Origin of the sequence: Agrobacterium sp. B1(2019) (assembly GCF_008274755.1) — a bacterium.
Taxonomy (GTDB): domain Bacteria; phylum Pseudomonadota; class Alphaproteobacteria; order Rhizobiales; family Rhizobiaceae; genus Agrobacterium; species Agrobacterium salinitolerans.
The window spans coordinates 622,627-646,751 of the sequence record NZ_VTPB01000003.1 but is presented as its reverse complement, the minus strand read 5'-3'; the positions used below and the strand labels follow the sequence as shown (position 1 = coordinate 646,751).

The window sequence follows — 24,125 nt, the reverse complement described above, 5'->3', positions numbered from 1 at the left end:
GAAAATCCCCGTAGGTTCTTTGAAAGTTTGGAACATCTTGCCCGCATAACGCAGTATTGCTGACAGGACGACGCGGCATGGATCATGCATCGACCAGATTTGGTCTATATGCGACCTCCATATCTTTCATGTTCCACCCCGAACCGTAATTGCGGAACTCGAAACATGGTCATTTTGAACAGTCCGGGCAATTCCTCCAGATTGGGCTAGGGGCCGAACGGTTGCTTGAAAAGCGTGACTGCCTGGTCGTGTGCTCCGTCAACTATTTGGAGCCGGCTGAGCGGAAACTGATCTTCGATGGAGAAAAATCCGGATCGGCGGCTTTAGTATCAGCTGCATGTCGATTCCACGCATCTGGTTTACTCATGATCGACTGCGTTCGGAGCTCGGCAATTCTAACTGCTCGGCAAGATACATCGGACCTCCGCGGTGACGGGGGAAACCGAAGCCGGTCAGCATAACGATATCAATATCCGACGCACTCTCGGCTATTCCTTCGTCAAGCAAAGCCTGGCCCTGGGTCTGCATGACGTCGAGGATGCGTTGCATGATCTCTTCGTTCGAGAAGCGGTGTCGTGTTACTCCGGCTTTCAATCTTTCCTCTTCTATGATGTGGGCAACCTCGGGATCGATCTTCTTCGGACCCGTAGTGTAGTCATACCACCCCCTTTTAGACTTGTGCCCCAGGCGACCGGCTTCGCAAAGCCGGTCTGCAATGCGGCTGTAGGGGACGCTCTCGGATGAAGCCTTGTTTTTGCGTTGCGCCCAAGCAATATCCAGACCGCTGAGATCCTGCACTTCGAAAATCCCCATGGGGAAACCGAAGTCACGCATTGCAGCATCGATCTGTTCGGGCAGAGCGCCGAGTAAGAGCATGAGTTCACATTCGCGCCGGTATGCAGCCATGATCCGGTTGCCGATGAAACCATGACAGACACCGGAAACGACGGCTGTCTTTCTGAGTTTTTTTGCGAGCGCTGCCCCGGTAGCGAGCGCACGATTCCCGGTATGGCGTCCCCTTACGATCTCTAGAAGCCTCATCACATGAGCTGGCGCAAAAAAATGAAGTCCGAGAACCCGGGTGGGATCAGCCGTCGTTTCAGCCAGCATATTGATGTCAAGATAAGAGGTGTTGGTGGCGAGTACCGCATTTTTGGGCATGACGGCGTCAAGTCTGAAAAAGGCGTTGCGCTTGGCTTCCATGTCTTCAAACACCGCTTCGATCACGAGACCGCAAAAACGAAGAGCTGCTGCGTCTGTCTCGGCCACAAAGCGATTGATCGCGTCATTCGCGGCGTCTTGTGAAACCACGCCGCGGGCGATGCTTCCATCCAGCATCTCCTTCACACGCGTTCGGGCGGCTTCAGCAGCACCGGAATCACGCTCCAGAAGGCGAACCTCAGACCCGGAAAGAAGAAGTGCGATCGCAATGCCGGCACCCATTGTGCCTCCACCAACGACGCCGACGCATTGAAGTTCCGCCGGTGCACTTTCGATTGTGGCGAGGCTACGTCCTGTGCTCCGCTCGGCAAAAAAGGCATAGCGCAGTGCCGCGGCCTGCTCGGAAGACGCAAGGCGAAGGAATCGTCGTCTTTCTTCCTTGAGAGCTTCGCGCGCCGGCAGGTTCAGGTTGTCCCTCAGGGCATGCAGCGCTTCCACAGGCGCTTCTGCGCCGCGTGCCTTGGCCTTGATTGTCTTCCTCAATTCATCCCAATCGACGCCATCTACATTGCGACAGGGCCGGTCAAGCAAGCTCAACGGCTTGGGCTTGCCGGAGAGCGCCGAAGCGAAGGCAAGTGCGGATGAAAGCAGATCCCTCTCGCAAAGGCGATCGACAAGACCGGACGACAATGCCTTCAGCGCCGTTACGGGTTTGCCGCCCGTCACCATGTCAATGGCGTCGCTCATCGGAATAAGACGCGGTAGCCGGACTGTTCCGCCTGCGCCCGGCACCATCCCGAGCGTCACCTCGGGCAAGCCGAATTTTGCACTGACGTCAGCGATGCGGGCTGCGCAGGCAAGCGCCAGTTCCAGTCCGCCGCCGAGCGCCGTGCCATGGATAGCGGCAACCCAAGGAATGCGGGCAGTTTCGATAGCATCCAGAACCTCGGGCAGCACGGGCGAGAGCGGCGGCTTGCCGAGTTCGCTGATGTCCGCTCCCGCCACGAATGTTCGGCCTGCACAGCAAAGGACAGCAGCCTTTATGTCCTGATCGCGATCGATCTCCCGAACCATTGCAAGAAGTTCTGACCGGACACCCTGACCGAGCGCATTCACAGGCGGTGAATCAATCGTGACGATTGCAATCCCTTCGTGCAATTCGCAACCTACCAGAGTTGCCATACTCTCCTCCCGTTTGATGGTCTGCATCATCAACCGGCGCCCTGCGCAAATGCAGGCGCATAATACCGGTCATCCGGGTTTCTATAGCGACGAACGCTCAATTGGTAACATAACCAATAGTTTGAAATTGCCCTGCCGATAGTTGGGTTCAACACGCAAGGGTTTCTGGTAGCGTCTTCTTTGGAGTGAGGAAGACTGATAATTTCGATGACGCTACTTATCGATGCGGATCCCGAAAACGGACGCCCGGCGCTTTTGCTGGTCCACGGCATGCTGTCCAGTCGGAATCACTGGCGGCCCAATCTGTGCCTCTCGCGGGAGTTCCGCATCATCAGGATTGATTTGCCGGCACATGGTCTTTCGCCTGCGCCAAATAGTGAGGTCGACGCCACACCTGAAGCTCTGGTGATGGCGATCGAGGCCGTCCGGGAGCGTCTCCAGATCTCCAGGTGGCATATTTGCGGCCAGAGTTTCGGCGCTGCCCTGACGCTTCGCTATGCGTTGACCTTTCCCGACCGGGTAGTTGCCCAGGTCTTTACCAACGCCAATGGTGCGTTGCGGGAGGCGTGGGATGTCTCTCAGCAGCGCCAGAACCTTAAGCAGATGGAAGAGATATTGAGAGAAAGGCACGTTGCCCTGCGTCGAATGGCCTATCATCCCTGCCACGCGAAGCGCTTCCCGCCCGATCTCAGAGAGCTTTTGAGCCAGGACGCGGATAGCAGCGATATCCGTGGCATAGTCATGCTTCTGGCGCAGGCAACGCCGCATCTGTCCGTTCGCGGACGGCTGGGCGAGTTACGTGTGCCGACACTGCTGATAAATGGCGCCTGGGAAAAGCGGTTTCAGAACGCGCGCAATTGGCTGCGTGACTCTCATCCGCATATTGCGATCAAGGATTTGCCGGGCGGCCACTCAATCAACATCGAATGCCCCGACGGGTTCAACACAGCTGTGTCGCTGTTTCTTGCGGAACACCGCTGATGTGCATCATCGCCCTGCACGCATCTCGTCAAAAAACCACGCCGCTCACCGGGTGGGCGCGAAGCGCGTTCGGGCGGTGACGATGTTTCGGTATGTTGGATGGCTTCTGCTCGTTTATGCGTTCGGTTCGCTGGGCGGGCTTGTCGCCGTCAGCGTCGGTTTGCCTTTGCCATGGATGATAGGCCCCTTGCTGTTCACGGCAATGCTCTACCTGACCGGTATTGCCGATATCGTCATTCCCGTAGACACGCGCCCCGCCGGACAGATCGTTGTGGCATCGCAGGTGGGCGTCTATTTTTCACCCGCTGCCTTTGCAATGTTGCTGACGCTTTCTCCGCTTCTCGTGGGAATGGCGTTGGCAACGGCGCTGTGCGCATTTTCCGTTGCGCTGTTGCTGGCGCGCATTGCGCGACTGAATCTGACGGCTGCCTTTCTGTCATCCTTACCCACAAGTCCGGTCGAGGCTGCGATTATGGCGGAGCGTTTCCAGTGCAATCCAGGCCCCATCATCCTGGCTCAGACCGTTCGGATCGCAGCCGTCGTCGTCCTTCTTCCCGTCGTCATATATGCGATTGACGGCTGGCCGCTCTCTGCCGGTATGCGCACTTCCGCTGTCTTCGATATGGCGGGTACTGCAATTCTGCCGGCAGTCGGCGTGGCAGGCGGCTTGCTGTTCCGCCTCCTGCGCGTCGCAAATCCCTTCTTCCTCGGGCCGCTTGCAGCATCGTCGGCCGTTGCGGCCATGGGGTTCGGACCTTTCGTCTATCCTCCCATCATCCTCTCGGCTGCACAGGTCATTCTGGGGGTCTGGTTGGGGTCGACCTTCCGCAGGGCCCTGTTTCAGGCCGCCGGGCGACTTGTCATTACGTCTGTCCTTGCGACACTTGCTTTGCTGGCCATGACCTCAGGCGTTGCTGTCGTCATTGCTGTGGGGCTGGGGCTCGATTGGGAACTTATGGTTCTTGGTGCGGCGCCGGGCGGGGTAACCGAAATGGCGCTCACGGCGAAATACCTCGGTCAGGACGTCGCACTCATCACCGCATTCCATCTGACCCGAATCTTCATTTTTATACCCAATATTCCGTGGATCGTAGGGCTGATCCATCGTTATGAGAAACGCCGTTCAACGGGTGTCGGTGAGGAATAATCGGCTCTGAAGGCGCGCGCGGTTCGGGCTGGAATTGCTGCCCAAAGAAATGGGGCTTGTTGGCCAAATCAATTCTCAGTTCAATTCGCCAACCTCATCTCCGATAACGATGCCAGGTCCGTTTCGAATTGTTCCAGGCCATGGAGTTTCGAGACGGCCGCTTTGTACACCCCTTGAGGAGGGGGTGGGGCGCGAGAGTTTTTCGTGCTGCCCAGAGGAGGAAAATTATGAACAAGGAACCTGTATCGGCAGGCAAAGAGCGCTTTGCTGGCTCCGTAAGCATTTCCCTGCCCGCGCTCGAGGTGGTTTTCGGCTCGGTGCTTCTCGCAATATTGATCTGGTATGGCTTGCAGGCACGAAGCTTGCCCAAGCCGTTCAACGCGACTGACATCGGTGCAGGAGGGTTCCCTCTGCTGATTGCGGCCGGTACTTTGATCGCGACCATCCTGATGATCGCATTCGGCGTGGCGGGCCTGCTTCGTAAGAGCGAGCGAGAGACATCGCAGTGGCGTCGCCCCCTTTATGTGTTCCTTACCAGCGTGATCTTCATTGCCCAGGCTGCCTGGTTCGAGGCGATGGGCGTCTACCTCTGCGTCGGTATCTTTTCGATGGCAGTAATGCTTGCCGCCGGCGAACGTCGTCCCCTGCACGTCATCGGCGTTCCCCTGGCCTTGGTCGCATTCATATACGTGGTGTTCGACACCGCCTTGAATGTCGTTTTTCCCTGAGGAACCGAAATGTTTGAAAATCTCCTGTTGGGCTTCTCCGCGTTTGGTAATCCGATGGTATGGGTAAGCTTGGTCTTTGGCTCGCTTGCCGGTTATCTGATCGGCGCTATTCCTGGACTTGGGCCGAGCCTTGGCGTTGCCTTGCTTATTCCCTTTACCTACGGCTTGGACCCGGTCATTTCGATCGTCGGATTGGTCGCGCTCTATGCCGCAGCCGAATATGGTGGTGCGATCACCGCTATCTTGATCAATTCGCCGGGAACGTCGGCCGCAGTCGCCACCGCATGGGACGGCTATCCGTTGACGCAGCAGGGGAGGGCGGGCGAAGCGCTGATGGTGTCGATTATCGCGTCCGGTATCGGCATATTCGTCAGCGCTCTCTTCCTGCTTTTCACAGCTGTTCCGCTGTCGGAACTTGCACTTCGTTTTGGCCCTGGCGAATATTTCGCGCTGGCCATTGTCGGCCTTAGCCTGGTTGTTGGTCTGGCCGAGGGCCTGGTCGTCAAAGGCGCCATTGCGATGGGCATCGGACTGGCGCTCGCAACCGTGGGCCTCGATACCCAGACCGGCACACCGCGCTTTGCCATATCCACGGAGCTTTTTGAGGGTCTTCCTCTGGTGCCGGTGCTGCTTGGCCTTTATGCGCTATCGGAAGTGCTGTTCATGGTGGAGGAGGGGGCTGCCAAAAAGGTAAAAAGCCCTCCGGTTGGCGGCTTCATGTCGTGGAACTGGAAAGGGCTTTGGCCACTCAATGGCGTCATCATGAGAAGTTCTGTTCTCGGCTACGTCATTGGCATCATTCCCGGCGCGGGCGCTTCGATCGCTTCCTTCATTGCCTATGCAACGGCCAAGAGAACCTCCCGGCAGCCGGACCTTTTTGGCAAGGGGTCTGTAGAAGGCGTTGCCGCATCCGAGGCCGCCAACAACGCAGCCGTTTCGGGTGCTATGGCGCCGCTTCTTGCCCTCGGCATTCCCGGATCGCCGACAACGGCTGTGATGATCGGAGCCCTGATGATTCAGGGAATCCAGCCAGGTCCCTTGCTTTTCAGTCGCAACCCTGAAATCCCCTATACAATCTTTGCCTCTCTTTGGATCGGCGTGCCCATTATGATGCTGATCGGCCTTGCTGGCGCGCGCGGCTGGGCTCAGGTGGCCAATATTCCCCGGCCGGCTATCGCTGCTATCGTTTCGGCCATCTGCCTTGTCGGCGCCTATTCATCAGAAGGCACGATGTTTCCTGTCTACGTAATGACGGCCTTCGGCATCCTCGGCTATCTGTTGCGGAAGATACAGATACCGTTGGCGCCGATCATCCTTGCACTGGTGCTCGGTGAAATGATGGAGACGAACTTCCGCCGCGCTTTGATTACATCCCATGGAAGCCTCGACATCTTCTACTCGTCTCCCCTGACCCTGGTTCTGCTGTTGATCGCAGCTCTCGCCTTCGTTCTACCCGCTATCGGCTTTATCCGGCGTCGGCGGCGTATCGCGCGGGATGAGGGTGAGACCGCAGCAAGCTGAGGTCGATGTAAAGGGCCGGCCCATGTCGGCTCTCCACCCGCCAAGACCAATTTTCTCGTTCATCTGGACTGACCAAAGCTTAGTTCAGTTCTTTGATAAAATCAGCACACTGATGATGCGCCGGAGAGGAGCCGGTTTTTCATCTTGACCCCTGGGAGGAACGTGATGTCATTCAATCTGTCCAACTTCGTGCGTGCCGGCAGCCTCGCGGCCTGCATGGCAGCCACTGCCGCCTTCGCGGTGAGCCCAGCCTTTGCGAAGACGTCCTGGAAGCCGACTGGCCCCGTCAACGTCGTCATGCATACCAAGCCCGGCGGAACGGCGGATATCTTCATCCGCACGCTTGCCCAATCGCTCGAACCGTTGATCGGACAGACGATCGTTGTGGTAAACGCACCGGGTGCGGGTGGTGCGACGCAGATGGCACGTGTGGCCAGTGCGAAGCCTGACGGCTTAACCCTCGGTATCAATACCATGACGCATTTCACCAGCATGCTGACAAATCTGAAGGGAACGTTCTCGGCCGATGACTTCGCCTGGATCGCCTCGACGCAGGAAGACCCGATCGTCTATTTCACGCGCGCAGATTCCGACATCAAGTCAATCGGCGATCTGGTCGCCAAAGCAAAAGAGCGTTCCGGGACGATCAATATAGGCGGGTTCGGTCCGGTCGGATCCATGCAGCATCTGGGCACGTCAATGCTTGAACATGCGGCCGGCGTAAAGTTCAACTGGGTGGGTTTTGATTCTACGCCAGACATCATGACGGCACTGCTCGGTGGGCACATCGACGTCGGCGTCTCCAACCTCGGTCCCACTGCGCCTTTCTTCGAGTCCAAGCGGATCAATGGTCTCGGTGTTCTCGGAGAGAAGCGCCTTGAGGGGGCTCCTGATGTCCCGACTTTTGGCGAACAGGGCTTCAAGGTCGATACCAGCTGGGTGCAGGTACGGGGAATTTTCGGTCCGAAGGACATGCCTCCCGAATTGCAGCAGCAGATCGCCGATGCTTTCCACGAAGCGATGAAGGCGAAGGTTTATCAGGATTATGCTCATAGCACCGGCGTAGTCGATTCCTGGATGGGGCCGCAGCAGTATACGGCGTTCGTACGTTCGGTCAGCGATACCGCGACGAAGCAACTTCAGACCGCGGGCCTCCTGCAATAACGCGAATGTCCGCATGCGACGGGCTGCATGCGGACAAATTCTTCGGCGATTTTCTGCCGATGTGATCGGGACTTCGAAAAGGGAATCTCACATGAAAGCGCTTGCCGGACTCCGTGTCATCGACACGACCCATGTTCTTGCTGGTCCTTTTGCCAGTTACCAGATGGCCGTCCTGGGTGCCGAAGTGATCAAGATTGAAGATCCCTCCGACCCGGATCAGGCCCGCCTTCAAGGGGCGGATCGCGCCCTGAGCAATTTGGGTATGGGGACGGCTTTCATGTCGCAAGCCTCTAATAAAAAGGCCATGGCGCTCAACCTGAAGGTCGAGAGTGCGCGCGAGGTATTAAAGCGTCTCATCAAGACAGCCGATGTCTTCGTTGAAAACTACCGACCCGGAGCCTTTGAAAAGCTTGGGCTCGGCTATGAGGACATGCGAGCGCTCAATCCCGGCATCATCTATTGTTCGATCTCCGCATTCGGAGCGACCGGTCCACGGCGCGAACAGACCGGCTATGATTCCGTATTGCAGGCTTTCTCCGGAATGATGGCAATGACCGGCGATCAGGACGGCGATCCGTTGAAATGCGGAGCGCCGGTTGTCGACTATGCGACCGGCACAACGGCGGCGTACGCGATCACGGCGGCACTGTTTCAGCGTGAACGCAACGGCGGAAAGGGACAGTTCATCGACGTATCCATGCTCGATGTCGCCCTCATGCTTTGCAGTCCCTCAGTGACTGGCTACCTCTGGAACGAGAGCCATCCCAAGGCAAAGGGCAACCGCTTCCCCTTCGCCACAATCGGGCTCTATCCCGCATCCGACGCGGAGTTGATGGTCGCGGCCTCCAATCTTGAGCAACAGCGTCGTCTCTGGATTGCTCTCGGGCGCGAGGACCTGATCAAAACCACCAACGACGAGCGGCTGGATGGCCATGCCGAGGAAGAACGGGCTCTCAAGCAGATATTTGCGACCATGCCCGCCGACTACTGGGAAAACTTTCTGAACGAACGCCGAATTCCTGCAGCGCGGGTACGTCAGCTAAAGGAGGCCTTGGCAGATCGGCAGATCGCCACTCGGCAGGTTCTCCACAAGCATGACGCGCCGGGAAGCCAGATTGACGGCCTGGTGGTGCCGGTTGCTGGTTTTACCATGTCTGACAGTCCTCCGGGCCTTACCTTCCCACCACAGACGGTGGGGGCGCAGACCGAGGAGCTTTTGCAGTCACTTGGCTTCGACGGGGAAACGATCGCGCAACTGCACGCCGACGAGGCCATCTTTGCAGGGGCCGCATGAATGACCAATCCGCTTTTGAGATTGGCCGAAGTTGCGGCGGACTGGCGTCACCGCCCGGTCGAAGAACCGGTGCGTTGGGCAACGCGTCGCGCCATCCTCGACTGGTTTGCCACAACGCTTCCCGGATGCGTTCGGGCGCCGGCGACGATCATGGCCCCCGCGATGATGGAAACGGAAGGAAGCGGCCGCGCCTGGTGCTATGTGGACGAAAAATCATGCAGCCCGCGACGTGCGGCTTTCCTGAACGCTGTTGCCAGCCACACGGTGGAATTCGACGATATCTTCAAGGATGGCGGCTACCACCCCGGAAGCCCCACAATCTCGGCAGCCCTGGCGTTCGCACAGCATTTGGATTCCACGCTCGACGACCTGCACCGCGCCATCATCGCGGGTTATGAGGTCGGCTGTCGTATATCGCTTGCAATCCAGCCCAGTCATTACGCGTTCTGGCACACGACCTCTACCGTGGGAACAATCGGCGCCGCGGTGGCGGGTTCGATCTTAATGGGCGGCGACAGTCGCGTTATCGGCCACGCCATAGCGCTTGCGACAAGTTTTGCCGGGGGGCACCAGCAGAACCTGCAGGGAGAAGGAATGGCAAAAGCGCTCCATCCGGGGCATGCTGCGGATGCAGGGCTCATGGCAGCATTGGCCGCTGCGGCCGGCGTGACGGGGTCATTGGAAAGCCTGCATGCCGATAAAGGCTTCGCAGCTGCCACGAGCGAGACCTCCGGTGACTGGGCGCGCGCCCTTGACGGTCTCGGTACCTGGACGCCCATCACGCGCATGACGGTGAAGGCGCATGGCTGTTGTGGGCATATCTTTCCTGCGCTTGATGGGATTGGCAGCATGCGCAAGCAGCACGGATTTAATCCCGCGGACATAGAGCGCATCGAGGTGTCCGGTTATCGGGCGACCCAGAGCATGTGCGATAGACCGGAGCCCGTTTCTGCACAGGATGCCCGCTTCAGTCTGCAATATTGTCTTGCAGTCTACCTGTTTCTCGGAGGGGTCAGGCTCTCGGCGTTCGAACCGGCGATAATGGGACGCGCTGACATACGTGATTTCATGCAGAGAATACGGATTAGTGAAGATCCGGTTCTTTCCGCCAATTATCCGGTGAAACGGCAGGCGCGGCTAACGGTCACACTCAGGGGCGGACATACGCTCCGGCATCTGCAGGAAACGCGGCGAGGTGATCCCGAAGACCCGCTGAGCGACGCGGACCTCATCGCGAAATTCCACGAGCTCTCCTCCGGTACCATCTCCAGGGGAGATCGCGAAAGCCTTGTCACGACGGTTCTTCTTGGTGAGGAGCTGCCGGCTCGGTTGAAGCGAAGGGCGAGCGAGGATTGCAGGGCGCAAAATTGAGAAAAGTTACAGCAGGATCGGCCAGATGGCTGTCCGGCTTCACATCCAAAAAAGCGGAAAATGATGCTTGCCCTTGGCAAGGCTCGTAAAGACCAGAAAGGACCAAAACCATGACCATCAATGTGCGCGAACACGAATTCGTTGCGATATCGCACAAGAACGGCATCGCAACCGTGACATTGAACCGGCCCGATGTGCGCAACGCCGTGAACGACCAGATGCGCGCGGAGTTGATCGAGCTTTTCGAACAGCTCGCGACCGACAAATCGGTTCGGGCGGTGATTTTGACCGGAGCCGGCAAAGGCTTTTGCTCGGGCGGTGACGTATCGGGAATGCGTGCTCGTCTGGACGCTGCGCCCGGCGATGTCGCCTTCAATGGCTGGACCCGTCAGCGGAGCACGCATAAAGGCGTGGCAGTCATCCATGGGATCACCAAACCTGTGATTGCGGCGGTGAACGGAGCGGCATTCGGACTTGGGCTCGATATGGCGCTTGCCTGTGATTTCATCATCGCATCCGAGGGCGCAAAGATGTCGATGAGTTTCATCAAGCGCGGGCTGGTCTCAGATGGAGGCGGAATGTATTTTCTGCCACGCCGCGTCGGACTGTCCCGAGCCAAGGAACTGATCCTTACCGCGAGGGTCGTCGAAACCGCCGAGGCGCTTCAGATCGGGATGATCGATCGCGTTGCTTCGCCGGAATCGCTGCTCGAGGAAGCACAAGTCTGGGCCGAACAACTAACCATCGGCTCGCCGGCTGCAGTCGCTCTAACGAAGTCGATCCTCAACAAGACCTTCGAAAGCTCGGACGAGACGATTTTTGCGCTTGGTCGTGAGGCGCAGGCGATCTGCTATACAACCGCCGAACACCGTGCGTCGGTCGAGGCATTCCTCAACAAGTCGAGCGAATAAGGAGGATAAGATGACGTTCATTCAGGCATTGCTCAACCCTGAAAGTGTCGTGGTCGTTGGCGCATCCTCCGATCCGACAAAACTGACGGGGCGGCCGATCTCCTATCTGCAGCAACACGGCTACAAGGGGAAGATATACCCGATCAACCCGCGTGCAGAAATGATCGGCGATCTTAAATGCTATCCCGATGCAAAAAGCCTTCCCGAGGCGCCGGATGTCGGCCTCATCCTCGTCGGCGCAAACCGGGTCATCGACTCCGTTCGCGACCTTGCCGCAGCAGGAACCAAGGCGGCCGTCGTTCTCGCAAGCGGTTTCGGTGAAGCCGGAGAAGAGGGTCAGCGGCTTCAGGCGGAGCTGCGCGAAGCTGCCGGCTCGATGCGTATCCTTGGACCCAATACAATCGGCCTAGTCAACCTCAGCGACAGAATCATGTTGACTGCGAGCGGTGCGATGGACATGACCGACTTTCGCAGCGGGACGATTGCTGTCCTGTCGCAGAGCGGTGGTATTCTCGGTTCACTGCTGTCTCGCGGGGTCGCTCGCGGTATCGGCTTCTCCAAGCTCGTTGCGACAGGAAATGAAGCGGATCTGGAGGTTGCGGACCTGCTCGAGGCAATGGCGGACGATCCGGCTACAACCGTCATCGCGCTCTATCTCGAAACTATCCGCAACGTTGAAAAATTCCGCCGGGCGGCGGCCAGGGTGACGGCGGCAGGTAAGTCCATCGTGGCCTACAAGGTCGGCCGATCGGAAACGGGGGCGCAATCGGCGGTTTCGCATACAGGCGCCTTGGCGGGCTCGGATCGTGTCTATGATGCGCTGTTCGCACAACTCGGTATCATCCGGGCGCAGACCTTTGCAGATCTTCTCGATATTCCGATCGCCCTGGCACAGGGCCGTGTTCTTGCGGGTCGAAGGATAGCTATTGTCACCTCGACGGGCGGGGCGGCGACAATCGTGGCTGATAATGTTGGTCTGGCCGGCCTCGAAATGCCAAAACCGGACGCTGAGACGGCGCAGAAACTGCTCGAACTCGATCTCAAGGAGGCAGTCCTCGACCGCAACCCCATTGATGTTACGCTCGCGGGCCTACGGCCCGACCTGTTCAGGGCCATCCTGAAAATACTTGCCGAGAGCCCCAGCTATGACGCCATCGTGGTTGTTGTCGGTTCTTCGTCGATCGGCCAGCCGGACGTTGTGGCCCGGCCTCTTTTGGACTCCATGAACCTTAGCCGCAAGCCGGTCATGGCCTATGTGAGCCCCGATGCACCGGGAATCGTCCAACATCTGAATGCAAGCGGCATTCCCGCCTATGCAGCTCCCGAAAGCTGTGCTGCGGCTTTGAAGGCACTTGTTCAAGGCCCTCCTGTCCCGGCTTCGTCCGAAAGGAAGACACAAAATATCGATATTTCCGATTTGATCCCCGGCGCATTGAACGAGGCTGACGCGAAGCGACTGTGTGCGCGCTTCGGCTTCCCGATCACGCGTGAGGTGACAGCTTCGACGCCGGTCGAGGCCGCAACCAAGGCAAAGGACTTCGGCGCTCCGGTAGTGATCAAGATCCTTTCGGACGAAATTTTGCATAAATCCGAGGTTGGTGGCGTCGTCGTAGGGGTCCCTCCAGAAGAGGTTGAGGCCGCCTGCGAGGCGATGCTGGTGAGGGTAGGGCGCGCAACGACAGCACGGATTGACGGGTTTTTGATCCAGGAACGTGTCAAAGGAGGCGTTGAGTTCATCCTCGGCTATAATCAGGATCCTCAACTCGGGCCTGGAATTCTCTTGGGCGCCGGTGGTGTGCAGACCGAACTTTATCAAGACGTTGCGATGCGACTGCTGCCCGTAACGCGCGATGAGGTCAGGGCTATGATTGGTGAGCTGAAATGCGCCGCTCTCCTTGATGGATTTCGCGGGCGTCCGATTGCCGACACCGAAGCCCTGATTGACGCCGTCTTGTCCTTTGCCGACATGGTACTTGCCCTGGACGGCCGCCTGGCGGAGGCGGAAATCAATCCGGTCTTCGTGCTCGAAAAGGGTAGTGGTGTGCGCGCCGGCGATGCGTTGGCCGTTCTTCGATAACAACACCATTCGCCCGGCCAGTTTGGCCGGGCCTTTCCGAACTTATTCTCTCACGTCGATTTTTGTGGTTTGCAGCTATGTCCGATGTCTACCTCTGTGACTTTATCCGTACGCCCATTGGCCGGTTCGGCGGAACACTTGCGTCCATGCGTCCGGACGATCTCGGCGCCGTTGTGCTGAAGGCTCTGATTGGGCGTCATCCTGACCTTGACTTTGAGGCCATCGATGAGGTCGTATTCGGCTGCGCCAATCAGGCCGGCGAAGACAATCGCAACGTTGCCCGCATGTCCTTGCTTCTGGCAGGGTTGCCGATAAGCGTCCCAGGAACGACAATCAACAGGCTGTGCGGTTCCGGCATGGATGCGATCATTGCAGGCGCGCGTGCCATCAGGTCGGGAGAGGCGAACCTCGTCATCGCGGGCGGCGTTGAAAGCATGAGCCGCGCGCCGTTTGTCGTACCGAAGGCGGAGTCCGCTTACAGCCGCTCCGCCACGATCGAAGACACGACCATCGGCTGGCGATTGATCAATCCGCTTATGAAAGCGCAGTATGGCGTGGATTCGATGCCGGAAACGGCTGAAAATGTGGCTGAGGAGTTCGGTATCTCAAGGCAGGACCAGGATAGATTCGCCTGTCGCTCACAGACAAAGGCGCTCGCAGCCCAAGCCAATGGCCGCCTGGGACAGGAAATTATCCCTGTCGAGATACGCCAGCGGAGAGGCCCGACTGTTGAATTTACTCAGGATGAACATCCCCGCTCGACGACACTTGATGCCCTTGCGGCGCTGAAAACGCCATTTCGGGACGGCGGCAGCGTTACGGCGGGAAATGCCAGCGGCGTCAACGACGGAGCAGCAGCTGTGATCCTCGCCAGCGATGATGCCATAAAGCGTCACGGCCTGACGCCGATCGTGCGAATACTCGGAGGCGCCGCTGCTGGTGTTGCGCCTCGCATCATGGGCATGGGCCCGGTACCTGCTCTCAGGAAACTGATGATGCGCCTCGATCTGCAACAGAGCGCTTTCGATGTCATCGAACTGAACGAAGCTTTCGCCAGTCAAGGTCTCGCCTGCCTGCGCGAGCTTGACATCGCGGACGATGATCCGCGGGTAAACCCAAATGGCGGAGCCATTGCGCTCGGTCATCCACTCGGCATGTCAGGCGTCCGTATCACCGGAACGGCCGCGCTTGAACTTGCAAAGACGAGAGGCCAATATGCAGCAGCCACGATGTGCATCGGGGTTGGCCAAGGGATAGCGGTCGCGATGGAGCGAGTATAAGGCGCGATACCGATGATGGTGAACCACTATAAAATCTGCCTCGGCGGCCAGCTCCGCCAGTTCGCTGACGGCGGATTTGCGCCCAGCATCCAATGCGTTATGAATGAATCATGAGCAATTCAATCCCGCCCCTCAACCCGCTGCGGACCTTCGAAGCGGCAGCGCGCCTGTCCAGCCTGACCCATGCGGCGCAAGAGTTGAACGTGTCGCAGGTTGCTGTCAGCCGGCAGGTCAAGGTTCTGGAGGATTACCTTGGCGTCGTCCTGTTCAAGCGGCTGCATCGCGGGATCGAGTTGACCGATGAAGGACAGCAGCTCTACGACGGTGTCACCCGCGCCTTCCTCGAGATAGGTAACGCCGCCAAGCGCGTGTCGCGGCGGGGCAGGCGAGACATTCTGGCGATCCAGTCCTACACAACATTCTCTCAGCGCTGGCTCATCCCGCGCCTGACAGAGTTCCATGACGCCTTCCCCCGCATCGAGGTGCGTTTGAGTTCTTCCATCGCGCCGGTGGATTTCGAAACCCAGAATCTGGATGCCGCCATTCGTGCGGGGAAAGGAAACTGGCCTGATCTCCATTGCGAAAAGCTCGTCGACGTCGAGCTCATCCCGATCTGTTCGCCGGCATTTCAGGCGGCGCATAAACTCAAGGACCCTACCGACCTCAGCCGTGTCAGGCTTCTCCACTCCATGGCGCGCCCTACCGACTGGCATGCATGGCTCAAGCGTGTGGGGGCGGCAGTCGACCCCGAGCCCGGCATCCGCTTTGAAAGCTCCGCCCTTGCCTATGAAGCTGCGTCGCTGGATATTGGCGTCGCCATCGCGACGAAAGTCTTCGTCACCCGCCACCTCCAGGCGGGCAGCTTCGTCGCCCCTTTCGACATGACCTGCTATAGCGGCGAAGGATATTTTCTAACCTGGCCCAAGAACGTTTCGCCGTCTCTGCCGCTCCAGAAGTTCCTGGTTTGGATGCGGGAGCAGATCAACGCGGAGGACGGTTCCTAAAGCGATGATCGAGATCATTGAATGGCTAACAGGAGACGAATGCCACGAAGCCGACGACGCCGGTCTGGCCGCAGGCTTGGGACAGCGTCTCACGTCAGCAGGCTTGCCTCTCGACCGGCTGACACTCCATCTTCGGACACTTCACCCCGAAATTCTCGGACGGACTGCAGCCTGGGCGCCCAACGAGACGGCGGAGGCGCGGGACAGAGAGTATGGCATCGAAATATCTAAGGCACTGGCTGACAACCCGATCCGACGTGTTATGGAGACGCGCGAGCCGCTGATCGTGCGGCTTGACGGCTCGAGCGACCCTGCCTGGATCCATACTGACCTTTTCGAGGGGCGCGGGCTCGTCGAGTTCGTCATTTTCCCTTTGTGCAATGCCGACGGGTTGGTCAGCGCGGCGTCTTTCTCAACGACCCGGCCAAGCGGGTTCGCCGCTTCCGAGCGTGCGGCATTAAACCGTATCGTCCCGGCGCTGCGCAATGCTTGCGAACTGCGCACTCTCAGGAGAGTCGAGTTGACGCTCCTCGATACCTATGTAGGCCCGACAACAGCACAACGAATCCTGGCCGGCGACATCCGCCGCGGCCAACTTGAAACACTCGAAGCCGCTTTGATGCTTTGTGATCTGCGCGGATTCACGCAGCTGTCGAACAGAGTGACCAACGCGCGCGTGCTCGAACTGCTCAACGCTTATTTCGATCATGTCGTACCGGCGATTACTCATGCGGGCGGCGAGGTGATCAAATTCATGGGTGACGCTGTCCTTGCTTTTTTTCATTGCAACGAGGCCGCCGCGGCCTGCTCTGCTGCACTGCAAGGCGCTCAGGATGCGCTGGAGAGTCTGGGCCGGTTTACAGCGCCCGATGCGAAACTCCAGGCCGGTATCGCACTACACTACGGAGAAGTAAGCTACGGCAACATCGGCTCGGGCCTTCGGCTCGATTTCACCGTGATCGGGCCGGACGTCAATCTTGTGAGCCGAGTTCAGGCCATTTGTAGCGAGACAGGCCGTTCGCTGTTGATGTCGGAGCGATTTGTAAAGCTTCTCAATTCGAGCGGGACGACGACCATCGGTCGCTACGATCTAAGGGGATTTGACGAGCCGGTCGAGCTCTATACGCTCGGTAATCTTGCTCTGCCCGGCGGACAGAGGCCAGAGGAAAGGAAAGTGCGCAACACGACCGACAGGCCGGCAAAAGCGCAATCAACTGGCAAGCAAATTGTGCGTCCTCCAAAGGTCTGAGTGTTCAGGCGATCGAAGAGTGGCCCGCACGCTGTGAGCGCACCGGCAGTCCGGGCAGCCCCTTGCAGCGACGAGGATCTGACTGTTGTCCGTGACAACCCTGATCGCATCTATTGCAAAGCCGCCAATGGAGGTCTCGCGCGATAAAATCGATGCTGCATATGTTGATCCTCCGATTGATCAGATGCATCCTCTTCCCAACGGCAGTAATTCTGAGCCGGCGCCACTTTTCGGTGCAGGTCAATGGCTGAACGCCAGCGTCTTGGCGGGGCCGCCGGTCGTACTCTTTTTCCATGCCGCGCCAGTCGACGGCGACGTCATGGACCGGATGCATTTTCCCCAAACCCACCGCGAGGATCGCTAACTTTGCGCTCGCGTTCGGATGCACATTGCGGCCAGCGGACGATCATCGACACCGAATATCCCGATAACATATCCACGCGCGGTGCGCTTGAATGTCACTGTTACGATTTCGCCAGGCTCGACATTCCCAACATATGAAACTTCTCTTGCAGCAATGAAATCTGTTTGTGTTTCCCCCGCCTGAAAGAGTGCACGATCGGAGAGGGCGCTGTAAGAGGGGAAGTAGAGCAGGCCTGCGGCGTTAAAGTCCGTGGCCGGGCAAGGCAAGATTTTTTCACCCTTGCTTGCCTCAGACCCTTTATTTACCTCAAGCCATGCGTGCCTGTCTTGGAGCATCCGACGTGCGGTAGCGGCTGCCCTGTCGACGATACGCTGGACCGGCACTGGAGCATCTGGTGGAACGGCCAGTGCTTTCGGGCTGCGTCTGACAATCGTACGATTGCTCCCGTCTGCTGATCGACCGACGAAAGTAGACGCCAACGTCAGTCCACCGATAATCTCGCCGTCCAGAGTTATTGTTTGTCGCGACGCCAGATGCCCTTGCGCCGAGCGGTAGAGCTCTCCTGATAGTTCAAGATTTCCCCCCAGATAAGGTGCTTCCGGCCTGATCATACGCAAGCTGGTGGAACGGAAGGCCGCGTAGAGAGGCTCTCCCTTGGCGCATGTGAAGAGGGTCTCGGTTTGCCCCATCGCTCTTGCGATGAGCCGCCAATGCAGATCACCTGCACGTCGCAGGAGCCACTGCTCGGAAAGCCCGCGATACCCCATTTCCGCCATGCCGAGAACATGTCGCTCGGTGAGGGGCGTCTTTTGCTGGACGAGCAAAGGTCTGGCGCTCATGCCGCAAACCTAGCCTTTTGAAGTGCGACAATTTGCTCGGCCAGATATTGGCTATCCTCGTCAATGCCGAGAAATCGTCCCGAACCCCAGGTATTGAGCCAACCCAGGCCAATAAAATATAGCCCCGGCGATTTGGTCACCCCGCGATGGAATTTCGGCTTGCCTCGCTCATCAAGGCAGTCCACCTCAAGCCAGGAGTAGTCGGGGCGAAAACCTATCGCCCAGATTATCGACGAGATCCCGGCAGCTGACAGGTCTATTTCCTCGATTTCACGTTCCGGTTTCCACACCTTCTCGAATGGTGGTTCTTCCGGTGCGGTTATTCCTTGGGAACTGATCCATTTGTCGATCTGCTGGCGAATTCCCATGTAGCTCCGGTCTGCGTCATCAAGGTTTTTCTCAAGGTCAGGAAGGAAATTCATTGTCAATCCCTTACCGTCTGCTGCCGAACCGTAGAGCTTGACACCTTCGAGCGCGTATTTCCGAAGATCGATTTCCTTTCCGCCATCGCGCCCTGACATATAGTGATTGGTTTGGGTAAGAGCTTTTACCGGGTCCGGATGCTCATCGATGGTCACGGCGTAAGTGCCGGCATCGTATAACCAGTCGGTGGCGTCGCGACCGCGATATTTCCTCGGGCTGCGTGGAGCAGGACCGACTGCCAAATGTACCGGCCGGCCTTCAAGATGAAAATCATCCATAATCTGCACACCGGATTGGCCCGTGCCAACGATGAGAGTTGCGCCGTCTGGCAGCTGTGAAGGTCTCCGGTACTCGCGCGAGTGCATCTGCACGATGGATGGATCGATATCTCTGGCAAATGGAGGTACGATAGGGTGATCGTAGCCACCTGTGGCGACAACGACCTGATCGGCTAACCATGTGCCTGCAGTCGTCTCGACACGATAGCCGCCCTCGGGGCGGGGTTCCACCTTGGTGACATCCACGCCTTCGACCAGGGGTGGGTTAAAGCTTTCGGCAAAGCCGTCGAGATAATCGACGATCTCGTCCTTTAGCATGAAGCCGTCCGGATCCTTTCCCTTGTAAGACCAACCCGGCAGGCGGCACTGCCAGTTCGGCGTCACGAGACAGAAGGAGTCCCAACGGTTATTCCGCCAGCTCTCAAATCTGCGGTGACGCTCGATCACGACATGCTCGATGCTTTGGCGGGTGAGGTACCAGCTTACGGACAAGCCCGCCTGTCCGCCCCCGATGATGACTACGGGGATATTCGACTCTCGACCATCAGTCATGGCTTGTTCCTTCAGGAGAACGATAGGCAAGCGACTTGGCCCTCAGCGGCCTGGTGCGTCGCGGTTTCTTCAATCTTGGCCAGTTGGTCCAACGCGGACGAGCAGGTGAAGCCATACTTGGCGGCGACACGTTCCGAAGCTTCGTTTAAGCCAGCTCGCACGTGCTGTAGAAATTCGGGGACGGGATAGGTTCCTCCGACCTGGAGGTGGTTTTGTATTGCAGTCGAGGGAGAATAGCATTTCTCCTCCATTCCATCCGGCCAGCGGATCGTGAAGTGAACTTCAGGCATGGGAAGCATCCTTGGAAAGCGAGAGGTAAGGTGAGATTCCGTAATTCCAGAATGTCGCCTTTGAACCTTCATGTTTGAAATTTATCTGTGCGTGATTGGTGGCGTGGCCTATCGCAACCGCGCTTATGTCGCGTGCTGCAAAAGCTGCGCAGACTGAGGTTGCCTTCGCGGGATCGACAGAAAGCAAAAATCCAAAGCTTGGGAATGTTCGCAGCCACCGACCAATCTCGACGCCGTCAGGCCGAGGGATGGCCTCAAGGTCAATATCGAAACCGCATCGTGAGCATTCCGCCAGCATCAAGGCCGTGCCGGCGATCCCGCCCTGGCTGATATCCTTGCCCGATCTCGCCAGACCTGATTCAGCCAATTGCGGCAGAAGTTCATAATCGCCACGAAGCCGGGAATGAGGCGCGTCGAGTGCAGCGCACCAGTTGTCGAAGCGTGGACGATAGCGTCCTCTATGATCTATCGCCGCGACAAGAACGTCACCGGCTTTTGCCGTGAAGCTGGAAATCAAATGTTCTGCATGCCCGAGGACTGAAACCGAAAGGTTGAGCTCGGCACTTCGCAGGTTGGTATGCCCTCCTACGATAGGAATGCCGTAAGCTACTGCCGCATCCTTCAAGCCTTTGAGCAGAGGTTCAGCGGTCGCGACATCCGGAGCCCAAACGGCGTTGAGAAGTGCGGTTGCGCGCCCCCCCATGGCTGCAATGTCGGACAGGTTGACCATTACGCCGCACCAACCCGCGAACCACGGATCATCATTGACGAATTGGGGCATGAACCCTTCACCCGCGAGCAGTTCCCAGCCTCCTTCGGGACGTTTGATGGCGGCTGCGTCATCGCCGGGCCTGCCGATGGTCGAGGCGGAAAGCCCGAGAGCTTTGGTGGAGGCGGCAATATCGAGTTTTCCGAGTATCGAAGGGTGGGCGGCGAGCTCTTTTGCCAGGGTTTCCAGCATCATCCCGCCCTCCGAGATCTTGCGCACCAACCGGTCTCGGGGCTGAGAATAGCGGGATAATGATCCAGCGCCGCGCGCATATGCATGTGAGGAACGCCGTGAAGATCGACCGGGCCAACACAATCCCAATGAAGGCGACGGAACAGTGGAACGTTCTGCTGTTGAACGTGAGCGTTGAACTGGACGCACCCCATGCCGTTCGCGGAGCAGACCGCCAGGCGGATCAACTCGGCGCCGAGCTTGCCTACCCGTCGATAATTACAGTCGACAGCGAGCCTCGAGCCCCACCAGATTCCGGGGGAGGGTTGATGGATGCGGACCGTGCCCACGACTTCGGCAGGTTCTGCCGCCATCGTCGTAATCGCTGCAAGAGGGATCGCCACATCATCGACCTCGTCACGGTCATGCAGTTTGAAAATCCGTTGTTCGTCAACGAACACCGCGTGACGAAGCCGCGCGACGCCCTGGAGCTCCCAGTTTTCGGTCGCGGCACGAATAATAAACTCCGGGCTTACAAAGGACGAATGGCTCACGCCGCTCATGCTGGTACCCTCAACTTCTCGTAGGTTGAAAGGGCCGAACAGGCGCCGCATTTGCCACAACCTGCCTTGATGTCGGTTGCCCTGAGCCCGCCATCCAAAATGATATTGGACAGAGGTTTCAGGATGCTCGCCATAAACTCGGAGCTTGGCGCGGCGTGGCTCTCCAGCGGGGTGCCGGAAATCGGAACGAACGGAACGACAAAAGGATACACCCCCATCCGTACGAGACGGTCGGAGACATCGAGGATTGCTTCGGGTGTATCGCCAAGACCGGCGAGGATATAGGTTGAAACCTGCCCGCGCCCGAAAACCTTGACAGCTGCTTCAAAACTCGAGAAATATTTTTCAAGCGGTACGGTTGCCTTGCCTGGCATTATCCGATTGCGGACGTCAGGCGTCACTGCCTCGAGGTGCATGCCGAGCGCATCGGCGCCAGCGTCTTTCATTCGCTGAAGCCAATTGTCGTCTTCAGGCGGTTCACACTGAACCTGGATGGGTAGATTGACGGCTGCTTTTACTGCACGAGCGCTTTCTGCCAGGATCGCTGCACCGCGATCTTGGCCTGGCGGCGTGCCGGTCGTCATGACCATGTGCTTCACGCCGTCCAGTTCAACTGCGGCTTTGGCAACTTCAGCCAACTGTTGAGGCGTCTTGTGCGCGATCGTACGCCCGGCTGCAAGACTCTGTCCGATTGAACAGAACTGACAGGTTTTCTTCCGGCTCTCATACCGGATGCATGTCTGCAACACCGTGGTGGCGAGGACGTCGCGAGAGTGAAGAACCGCGATCTTGTTGTAGGGGATACCGTCTTCGGTCGTCAGATCATAGAATTTCGGCCGGTTCGGAAATCGGACTTTGGCAACTTCTATTCCCTGCCTGGTGATGCGGGCACGTCCATTGTCGTCCGGTGCTTCCACAAGGTAGGGGCTGTCGAAAGCCGGTGCGGTATGGACCGGTATCATCACAGTCGTCTCGCCAAAACTTACGGCCTTGTGGTCGGAGGGACCGGCACCGCCGCGACGGCTCTCGTGTCCGGCGCGTGGATCCACGAGCCGCATCCCCTTTGTTTGAAGGTCGTTGATGAGCTCAGGAATGACCATGTCGACGTTATCACGCATCTTCACGCTCCTGTTTCACGGGGGTTTGCTCTGCGTTGAGCAGCGGTAGGTTTGGTTCAAGTGTTTCCAGTGCCTTTGCGGGCCGGGCATCATGAACGAGGTGGAGAAGTTCCGGTCTCGCATAATGGCCGACGCTGTCCATCATCCGCTTGCGCTTTGTGATCAGCTTCATATCGAGATCGGCGATGAGGACGCCCTCCGAGGCAGTCAACGGTGGCACGACGTGGCGACCCTCGGGGGTTATGATGCAGGTCATGCAACCATCCCGAAGTCCTTTTTGCAGTTTGGGATCGGGATTGATCGAGGCGATCTGTTCCTCGCTCAACCATGCCGTCGCATTCACGACGAAACATCCCGATTCCAGGGCGTGGTGGCGCATTGTCACCTCGATCTGCTCTGCGAAGATCGGTCCTACCAATGAGCCCGGGAAATGTGCTGCGTGAATTTCTTCGTGCTGGGCCATGAGCGAATATCGGGCGAGGGGATTGTAATGTTCCCAGCAGGCCAAAGCGCCCACGCGCCCGACAGCCGTATCCACGACTTTCAAGCCGGACCCGTCGCCCTGACCCCAGATCATGCGCTCGTGATAGGTTGGGGTGATCTTGCGGCGTTTCAGTTTCAAACTGCCGTCCGCATCGAAGATGAGTTGCGTATTGTAGAGGGAGCCGTGATCGCGCTCGTTCACACCCAGCACGACAACGACGCCGCGTTTGCGTGCGGCATCTGCAACGGCCATAGTCTCCATGGAAGGAACCGTAACGGCTTCCTCATAGAGGCGAAGGTGCTCGGGACCCTGCAGCATGGGTGGCATGACAAAACTGAAATAGGGATACCAGGGAACGAATGTCTCTGGAAAGACGATGAATTCAGCGCCTTTGTCGGCAGCCTCGGCAATGGCGTTAAGCACCCGTTCAATCGTACCTGCACGCGAAGTGAGGTCGGGGGATATCTGTACAGCGGCGGCGCGAACGATTTTGGACACGGCTGGCTCCTTTACAATCATCTTGCTGAAGGCGCGGCGCGAAATGGCCGCGCCGCACAGGTCGCTTAGACCGTCCAGGTGTCGATGATCAGCGCGTTGGCCTTCTTGTGCAGCAACACGCAGTCGAGAACGTCTTGGGGAAGGACGGGAATGATACCCGGGATCAGCGATGGCTCGCCATGGCCGTAAAGCGCCTGAAGAGCAAAACGACATGCATAGACCTTGCCGCCTTCCTTCATGAAACGCTCCAGGTTCTTGTTGAAATTCAGGTGGCCCGGGAAGGCTTCGTCGCCAAGCTTCGGGAAACCTCTTTGGATGCCGAGTGTGACGCCGGGGCCATAAAGCAGGATGGATGTTTCGTAACCCTTGCGCTGAAGGCGGATGGCATTCAGAATGTTGACAAGGCCGATGGATCCTTCGAAAGCGACAGTGTGAAAGGTCACCAGCGCTTTCTCTCCCGGATCTGCTTTTACATCCTCAAAAACCTTCGTTTCGTAGTCCACGAAGAAGTCGCCGTCTTTATGGGCTTCGTGCGTTACCTGAGGCATCAATCTCGCTCCTGTTGTGCGGTTGGGATGCTAAAGCGTACGACGAAAATTGTATGAATCAATAACAAGTGCAATACCCATACAATAAAATCGAAAAAGCAAAAGAACAATCGATAAATTGCACCAAACTTGTCCGTCTTGACGAATAAATAGGCGCG

Annotated in this window: 21 protein-coding genes and 1 pseudogene; 13 read left to right on the top strand and 9 right to left on the bottom strand. The window is 58.0% G+C overall.

Annotation, left to right across the window (positions count from 1 at the left end):
• Positions 1 to 363: 363 nt before the first annotated feature.
• A complete protein-coding gene (locus AGR1_RS23275; protein ID WP_246669706.1) occupies positions 364 to 2,373 on the bottom strand; it encodes a 3-hydroxyacyl-CoA dehydrogenase NAD-binding domain-containing protein in 2,010 nt (669 codons plus the stop codon).
• Between the two features lie 177 nt (positions 2,374 to 2,550).
• Between AGR1_RS23275 and AGR1_RS23270 the strand changes: the two genes are divergently transcribed.
• The 13 genes and pseudogenes from AGR1_RS23270 to AGR1_RS23210 all read left to right on the top strand — a co-directional run bounded on the left by AGR1_RS23270 (position 2,551) and on the right by AGR1_RS23210 (position 17,434).
• Positions 2,551 to 3,324: an alpha/beta hydrolase gene (locus tag AGR1_RS23270; RefSeq protein ID WP_149148376.1), complete on the top strand. Its 774-nt coding sequence runs from the start codon at positions 2,551 to 2,553 to the stop codon at positions 3,322 to 3,324.
• Positions 3,209 to 4,471 (top strand): AbrB family transcriptional regulator, encoded by a 1,263-nt coding sequence (locus tag AGR1_RS23265; protein WP_348640593.1) that lies wholly within the window; start codon positions 3,209 to 3,211, stop codon positions 4,469 to 4,471. Before AGR1_RS23270 ends, AGR1_RS23265 begins: the two co-directional genes overlap by 116 nt.
• Before the next feature lie 227 nt (positions 4,472 to 4,698).
• Positions 4,699 to 5,199: a tripartite tricarboxylate transporter TctB family protein gene (locus AGR1_RS23260; RefSeq protein WP_187772264.1), complete on the top strand. Its 501-nt coding sequence runs from the start codon at positions 4,699 to 4,701 to the stop codon at positions 5,197 to 5,199.
• Positions 5,200 to 5,208: 9 nt separating this feature from the next.
• The gene (locus tag AGR1_RS23255) at positions 5,209 to 6,720 is read left to right on the top strand and encodes a tripartite tricarboxylate transporter permease (RefSeq protein ID WP_137411824.1); all 1,512 of its coding nucleotides are present in this window, start codon (positions 5,209 to 5,211) and stop codon (positions 6,718 to 6,720) included.
• A gap of 165 nt (positions 6,721 to 6,885) precedes the next feature.
• Positions 6,886 to 7,884, top strand: a complete 999-nt coding sequence (locus tag AGR1_RS23250) for a tripartite tricarboxylate transporter substrate binding protein (RefSeq protein ID WP_149148373.1) — start codon at positions 6,886 to 6,888, stop codon at positions 7,882 to 7,884.
• Positions 7,885 to 7,975: 91 nt separating this feature from the next.
• Positions 7,976 to 9,178 (top strand): CoA transferase, encoded by a 1,203-nt coding sequence (locus tag AGR1_RS23245; RefSeq protein WP_149148372.1) that lies wholly within the window; start codon positions 7,976 to 7,978, stop codon positions 9,176 to 9,178.
• Positions 9,179 to 10,549, top strand: coding sequence for an MmgE/PrpD family protein (locus tag AGR1_RS23240; protein WP_149148371.1), 1,371 nt, complete (start codon positions 9,179 to 9,181; stop codon positions 10,547 to 10,549).
• 110 nt (positions 10,550 to 10,659) lie between these two features.
• Complete coding sequence (locus tag AGR1_RS23235) at positions 10,660 to 11,460, top strand: enoyl-CoA hydratase/isomerase family protein (protein WP_149148370.1); 801 nt, start codon at positions 10,660 to 10,662, stop codon at positions 11,458 to 11,460.
• A 10-nt stretch (positions 11,461 to 11,470) separates the two neighbouring features.
• On the top strand, positions 11,471 to 13,537 hold the full coding sequence (locus tag AGR1_RS23230) for an acetate--CoA ligase family protein (RefSeq protein ID WP_149148369.1): 2,067 nt from the start codon (positions 11,471 to 11,473) through the stop codon (positions 13,535 to 13,537).
• A gap of 77 nt (positions 13,538 to 13,614) precedes the next feature.
• Complete coding sequence (gene pcaF / locus AGR1_RS23225; RefSeq protein ID WP_137411829.1) at positions 13,615 to 14,817, top strand: 3-oxoadipyl-CoA thiolase; 1,203 nt, start codon at positions 13,615 to 13,617, stop codon at positions 14,815 to 14,817.
• Between the two features lie 110 nt (positions 14,818 to 14,927).
• A complete protein-coding gene (gene gcvA / locus AGR1_RS23220) occupies positions 14,928 to 15,821 on the top strand; it encodes a transcriptional regulator GcvA (protein ID WP_149148368.1) in 894 nt (297 codons plus the stop codon).
• A gap of 4 nt (positions 15,822 to 15,825) precedes the next feature.
• A pseudogene (locus AGR1_RS23215) lies at positions 15,826 to 16,950 on the top strand (adenylate/guanylate cyclase domain-containing protein); the annotation flags it as partial.
• A gap of 205 nt (positions 16,951 to 17,155) precedes the next feature.
• Positions 17,156 to 17,434: a hypothetical protein gene (locus AGR1_RS23210; protein WP_149148366.1), complete on the top strand. Its 279-nt coding sequence runs from the start codon at positions 17,156 to 17,158 to the stop codon at positions 17,432 to 17,434.
• Here the strand turns inward: AGR1_RS23210 and AGR1_RS23205 are convergent.
• The 8 genes from AGR1_RS23205 to AGR1_RS23170 are packed head-to-tail and all read right to left on the bottom strand — an operon-like array spanning position 17,431 to position 23,967.
• Entirely contained in the window at positions 17,431 to 18,273 is an 843-nt protein-coding gene (locus AGR1_RS23205; protein ID WP_246669705.1) for a Pnap_2097 family protein, read from the bottom strand. The genes AGR1_RS23210 and AGR1_RS23205 overlap by 4 nt on opposite strands.
• A complete protein-coding gene (locus AGR1_RS23200) occupies positions 18,270 to 19,526 on the bottom strand; it encodes an MSMEG_0569 family flavin-dependent oxidoreductase (RefSeq protein ID WP_149148365.1) in 1,257 nt (418 codons plus the stop codon). The genes AGR1_RS23205 and AGR1_RS23200 overlap by 4 nt, the downstream gene beginning before the upstream one ends.
• An 11-nt stretch (positions 19,527 to 19,537) precedes the next feature.
• On the bottom strand, positions 19,538 to 19,816 hold the full coding sequence (locus AGR1_RS23195) for an MSMEG_0570 family nitrogen starvation response protein (RefSeq protein WP_149148364.1): 279 nt from the start codon (positions 19,814 to 19,816) through the stop codon (positions 19,538 to 19,540).
• The gene (locus AGR1_RS23190; RefSeq protein ID WP_348640596.1) at positions 19,809 to 20,777 is read right to left on the bottom strand and encodes a sll0787 family AIR synthase-like protein; all 969 of its coding nucleotides are present in this window, start codon (positions 20,775 to 20,777) and stop codon (positions 19,809 to 19,811) included. The genes AGR1_RS23195 and AGR1_RS23190 overlap by 8 nt, the downstream gene beginning before the upstream one ends.
• Positions 20,777 to 21,319, bottom strand: a complete 543-nt coding sequence (locus AGR1_RS23185; protein WP_149148362.1) for an MSMEG_0567/Sll0786 family nitrogen starvation N-acetyltransferase — start codon at positions 21,317 to 21,319, stop codon at positions 20,777 to 20,779. The genes AGR1_RS23190 and AGR1_RS23185 overlap by 1 nt, the downstream gene beginning before the upstream one ends.
• Complete coding sequence (locus AGR1_RS23180) at positions 21,316 to 22,437, bottom strand: MSMEG_0568 family radical SAM protein (RefSeq protein WP_149148361.1); 1,122 nt, start codon at positions 22,435 to 22,437, stop codon at positions 21,316 to 21,318. The genes AGR1_RS23185 and AGR1_RS23180 overlap by 4 nt, the downstream gene beginning before the upstream one ends.
• The gene (locus AGR1_RS23175) at positions 22,430 to 23,437 is read right to left on the bottom strand and encodes a Nit6803 family nitrilase (RefSeq protein WP_210248747.1); all 1,008 of its coding nucleotides are present in this window, start codon (positions 23,435 to 23,437) and stop codon (positions 22,430 to 22,432) included. The genes AGR1_RS23180 and AGR1_RS23175 overlap by 8 nt, the downstream gene beginning before the upstream one ends.
• Before the next feature lie 47 nt (positions 23,438 to 23,484).
• Positions 23,485 to 23,967 (bottom strand): MSMEG_0572/Sll0783 family nitrogen starvation response protein, encoded by a 483-nt coding sequence (locus tag AGR1_RS23170; RefSeq protein ID WP_080794113.1) that lies wholly within the window; start codon positions 23,965 to 23,967, stop codon positions 23,485 to 23,487.
• Positions 23,968 to 24,125 lie beyond the last annotated feature (158 nt).

Coding starts and splice junctions, on each gene's coding strand:
- AGR1_RS23275 (WP_246669706.1), bottom strand. CDS start 2,373: ATGATGCAGACCATCAAACGGGAGGAGAGTATGGCAACTCTGGTAGGT.
- AGR1_RS23270 (WP_149148376.1), top strand. CDS start 2,551: ATGACGCTACTTATCGATGCGGATCCCGAAAACGGACGCCCGGCGCTT.
- AGR1_RS23260 (WP_187772264.1), top strand. CDS start 4,699: ATGAACAAGGAACCTGTATCGGCAGGCAAAGAGCGCTTTGCTGGCTCC.
- AGR1_RS23255 (WP_137411824.1), top strand. CDS start 5,209: ATGTTTGAAAATCTCCTGTTGGGCTTCTCCGCGTTTGGTAATCCGATG.
- AGR1_RS23250 (WP_149148373.1), top strand. CDS start 6,886: ATGTCATTCAATCTGTCCAACTTCGTGCGTGCCGGCAGCCTCGCGGCC.
- AGR1_RS23245 (WP_149148372.1), top strand. CDS start 7,976: ATGAAAGCGCTTGCCGGACTCCGTGTCATCGACACGACCCATGTTCTT.
- AGR1_RS23240 (WP_149148371.1), top strand. CDS start 9,179: ATGACCAATCCGCTTTTGAGATTGGCCGAAGTTGCGGCGGACTGGCGT.
- AGR1_RS23235 (WP_149148370.1), top strand. CDS start 10,660: ATGACCATCAATGTGCGCGAACACGAATTCGTTGCGATATCGCACAAG.
- AGR1_RS23230 (WP_149148369.1), top strand. CDS start 11,471: ATGACGTTCATTCAGGCATTGCTCAACCCTGAAAGTGTCGTGGTCGTT.
- pcaF (WP_137411829.1), top strand. CDS start 13,615: ATGTCCGATGTCTACCTCTGTGACTTTATCCGTACGCCCATTGGCCGG.
- gcvA (WP_149148368.1), top strand. CDS start 14,928: ATGAGCAATTCAATCCCGCCCCTCAACCCGCTGCGGACCTTCGAAGCG.
- AGR1_RS23205 (WP_246669705.1), bottom strand. CDS start 18,273: ATGAGCGCCAGACCTTTGCTCGTCCAGCAAAAGACGCCCCTCACCGAG.
- AGR1_RS23200 (WP_149148365.1), bottom strand. CDS start 19,526: ATGACTGATGGTCGAGAGTCGAATATCCCCGTAGTCATCATCGGGGGC.
- AGR1_RS23195 (WP_149148364.1), bottom strand. CDS start 19,816: ATGCCTGAAGTTCACTTCACGATCCGCTGGCCGGATGGAATGGAGGAG.
- AGR1_RS23190 (WP_348640596.1), bottom strand. CDS start 20,777: ATGCTGGAAACCCTGGCAAAAGAGCTCGCCGCCCACCCTTCGATACTC.
- AGR1_RS23185 (WP_149148362.1), bottom strand. CDS start 21,319: ATGAGCGGCGTGAGCCATTCGTCCTTTGTAAGCCCGGAGTTTATTATT.
- AGR1_RS23180 (WP_149148361.1), bottom strand. CDS start 22,437: ATGCGTGATAACGTCGACATGGTCATTCCTGAGCTCATCAACGACCTT.
- AGR1_RS23170 (WP_080794113.1), bottom strand. CDS start 23,967: ATGCCTCAGGTAACGCACGAAGCCCATAAAGACGGCGACTTCTTCGTG.